The 3,132-nt window shown below is 78.8% G+C and carries 3 protein-coding genes; all 3 read right to left on the reverse strand.

Features of this window, described 5'->3' with window-relative positions; genetic code table 11:
- Positions 1-150: 150 nt before the first annotated feature.
- On the reverse strand, positions 151-969 hold the full coding sequence (locus ABD211_RS33305) for a type II secretion system F family protein (protein WP_344140541.1): 819 nt from the start codon (positions 967-969) through the stop codon (positions 151-153).
- Positions 966-2,168, reverse strand: coding sequence for a TadA family conjugal transfer-associated ATPase (locus ABD211_RS33310; protein ID WP_344140543.1), 1,203 nt, complete (start codon positions 2,166-2,168; stop codon positions 966-968). Before ABD211_RS33310 ends, ABD211_RS33305 begins: the two co-directional genes overlap by 4 nt.
- A gap of 73 nt (positions 2,169-2,241) precedes the next feature.
- Positions 2,242-3,132, reverse strand: an 891-nt coding sequence (ssd, locus tag ABD211_RS33315) for a septum site-determining protein Ssd (RefSeq protein ID WP_344140545.1), incomplete at its 5' end; no start/stop codon positions are given.

The following is a 3,132-nucleotide window of genomic DNA, read 5'->3' on the forward strand; positions in this document are numbered from 1 at the left end:
CCCGCTCCTCCCGCACGGCGGCGGGCTCCTGCCGGGCCAGCCACGCCAGCGCGACCGCGGCGACGACCACACCGCCGGCAAGGCCGGCCCACCCGGCGAGCCCGTACCCGAGCCCGGCGCCGGCGAGGACCCCGGCCGGCACGCGCCACCTCATGGGGTGACCCCACGGGGCCGGGCCAGCCGGGCGGCCCACGCGAGCCCGCCGAGCTGCAACGCGACGGCGCCCAGCAGGCACCCGGCGCCGAGCGGCGTACCCAGCAGGACGGCGCCGGGCGACACGCCCATGACCGGCCCGAGAGCGACCCCGGCGAGCGGCAGGACGGCGAGCAGCCAGGCGCTCGCCCGCGCCCCGGCGGCCTGCGCCGCGACCGTGGACCGCAGCCGCAGCGCGGCCCGTAGTTGCTGGTCGAGGCGGTCGAGGACGGCCGCCAACGGCGCGCCCGTACGCTCGGCGAGCGTCACGGCGGCCGCCACCCGGTGGCCCACGTCCCGGGTCAGCTCCGCCGCGCAGTCGCGCACGGCGACCTCGGCCGGGACCCCGGCGCGCAGTTCGGCGGCGAGCGTCGCGACCCCGTCGACGGCCCGGTCGAACCGCCGCGCGGCGACCTTCGCCCGCGCCGTACGGGCGGCGGCGACCGACCCGACCGCCGCGTAGACCCCGACGACGACGCCCGCGACCGGCCCGACCGTTGCCGCGACGAGCCCGCCACCCGCCAGGGCGGTAACCACCGCGACGCGACGCACACCGCCCGGCGCCAGGTCGGCAAGCCGGGCACGGACGCGTGTGACCGCCGAACCGCGCTCCGGCCGCGACGCCGGCACAACGGCCGGTTCATCAACGTTTCCGGTCCGGTTCAGCCGGCGGGCAAGCGCGCGCCACCGGGCCCGACGGACGCGCCCGGGCAACGTCACCAGCAACAACAAGGCGACCACCGCGATGGCGGCCGCCACCCACGCCAGCCCGGTCACGCCGGGCCCCCGCCCGGCCCGGCCGCGATCCCGGTCGTCGGGCCGTCCCACCCGCCCCGGGCACGCAACAGGTGGGCGAGGGCGGCGGCGGCCGGGCCGGGCCCGTCGGCGCGCCGCCACGCGGGTACCACCCGGACGGGCAGGCCCGCCGCGAGTACCCCGATCTCCGAGACGACCCGGCGGCCGTCGACCCGGCCGAGCTGCACCACCACCTGCAGGCCGGCGGCGATCTGCGCGTGCAACGCCTCGCGGGGGACCCCGCCGAGCAGACCCAGGGCCTCCAGCCGGGCGGGCACGTCGGCGGCTGTGTTGGCGTGCAGCGTGGCCGCGCCGCCCTCGTGGCCGGTGTTCAGCGCGGCCAGCATGTCGACGACCTCGGCGCCCCGGCACTCGCCGACCACGAGCCGGTCGGGGCGCATCCGCAGCGCCTGCCGGACGAGGTCGCGCAGGGCCACCCCGCCGGCGGCCTCCACGTTGGCGTCGCGGGCCTGCAGGGCGACGACGTGCGGGTGCGGCGGGCGCAGCTCGGCGGCGTCCTCGACGACGACGATCCGCTCGTGCGGCGGTACGAGCCCGAGCAGCGTGCTGAGCACGGTCGTCTTCCCGGTGCCCGTCCCGCCCGACACGACGTAGGCCAGTCGCGCGGCGACGATGGCGCGCAGCAGGTCGGCGGCCGCCGGCGCCACGCACCCGGTCGACACCAGCTCGGCCAGCCCGAACGCGCGCTGCCGGAACGTACGCAGGGAAAGATATGGCCCACGGACCGCGACCGGCGGGAGAACGGCGTGCAGTCGGCTTCCGTCGGGCAGGTGCGCGTCGACGAACGGCGCGGCGTCGTCGAGGCGCCGGCCGCAGGCGGCGGCGAGGCGCTGCGCGAGCCGGCGCAGTTCGGCGGCGTCGGGGAAGGTGACGTCGGTGCGGACCATGCCGGCGCCCCGGTCGACCCACACCTCCGCCGGGCCGTTGACGACGACGTCGGTCACGGTGGGTTCGGCGAGCAGGTCGGCGAGCGGCCCGGCGCCGGCCATCTCGGCGAACACCCCGTCGGACACCCGCCGCAGCGTGGCGCTGCCCAGCGGCGCCTGCCCCGGCTCGGTGAGCACGGCCCCGAGCACCGCCGACCTGGTCACCCCGGTCTCGGTCACGGTGAGCCGCCGCCGCACGCGATCCACCAGATCAGGCCGGGGTCGCGCGCTCATGCCGCCACCTCCGCTGCGCTCCGGCATCGGCATGAGCTCCTACTGAGCCGATGGTTCGCTCGCTGACGCTCACTCACGCGAACACCTCCGCCAGCAACCGGCGGCTGAGCTGCGCCAACGGCCCTCGCCCCGATCCGGCGGGCGCCTCGCCGCGCTCCAGCGACCGGGCCAGGTTCGGCTCCGTGCGCATCACCCCAGCGAGCGGAAGCCCGAGCACGCCCGCGACGTCCGCGGCGCTCACCCGCCCCGGGACGGGCCCGCGCACGACGGCGGCGAGCCCGGGACAGTGCCGCGCCGCCTGGGCCGCGACCAGCGCGGCCGCCGCGCATCCGCGCAGATCCCCCGGCACGAGCAGGTACGCCCGGTCGGCGGCGGTCAGCGCGTACCGCGCGGCGTCGTCGAAGTAGCGCGGCGCGTCGACGACGACCAGGTCGCGGCCGCGCCGGCCGGCGTCGAGCGCGGCGGCCATCGCGGCCGCGGGGATGCCATCGACGCCGCCCCGGTCGAACGAGAGCACGGCCAGGTTGCCGATGCTGGGCAGCGCCGAGACCAGCGCGGGCGGGTGGACGCGGCCACTCGCCTCGGCCAACTGCGGCCAGCGCAGCCCTTCGCGCTCCTCCCAGCCGAGCACGAGGTCGACCCCGCCGCCGAGCGGGTCGGCGTCGACGAGGAGCGTGGCCCGTCGCTGCTTGAGGCCCGTGATGGCGAGTGCGGTGGCCAGGACGCTGGCGCCGCAGCCGCCGCGCCCACCCAGGACGACGATGACCCGCCCGTCGGCGCACCTGTCCGTCGCGGGTTCGGCCAGCCGGTCGGCGAGCCAGGGCTCGGCGTCGGGCAGCAGCACCACGTGCTCGGCGCGGACGGACTCCGCCCGCCGCCACGCGGCCTCCGCGACGGAGCCGCCGGCCCGGTCGCGGGCCACGACGACGACGCGCGCCCGGTGCGGCATCCCGGCGCGGGCGCA

This window comes from Luedemannella flava (assembly GCF_039528515.1).
Taxonomy (GTDB): domain Bacteria; phylum Actinomycetota; class Actinomycetes; order Mycobacteriales; family Micromonosporaceae; genus Luedemannella; species Luedemannella flava.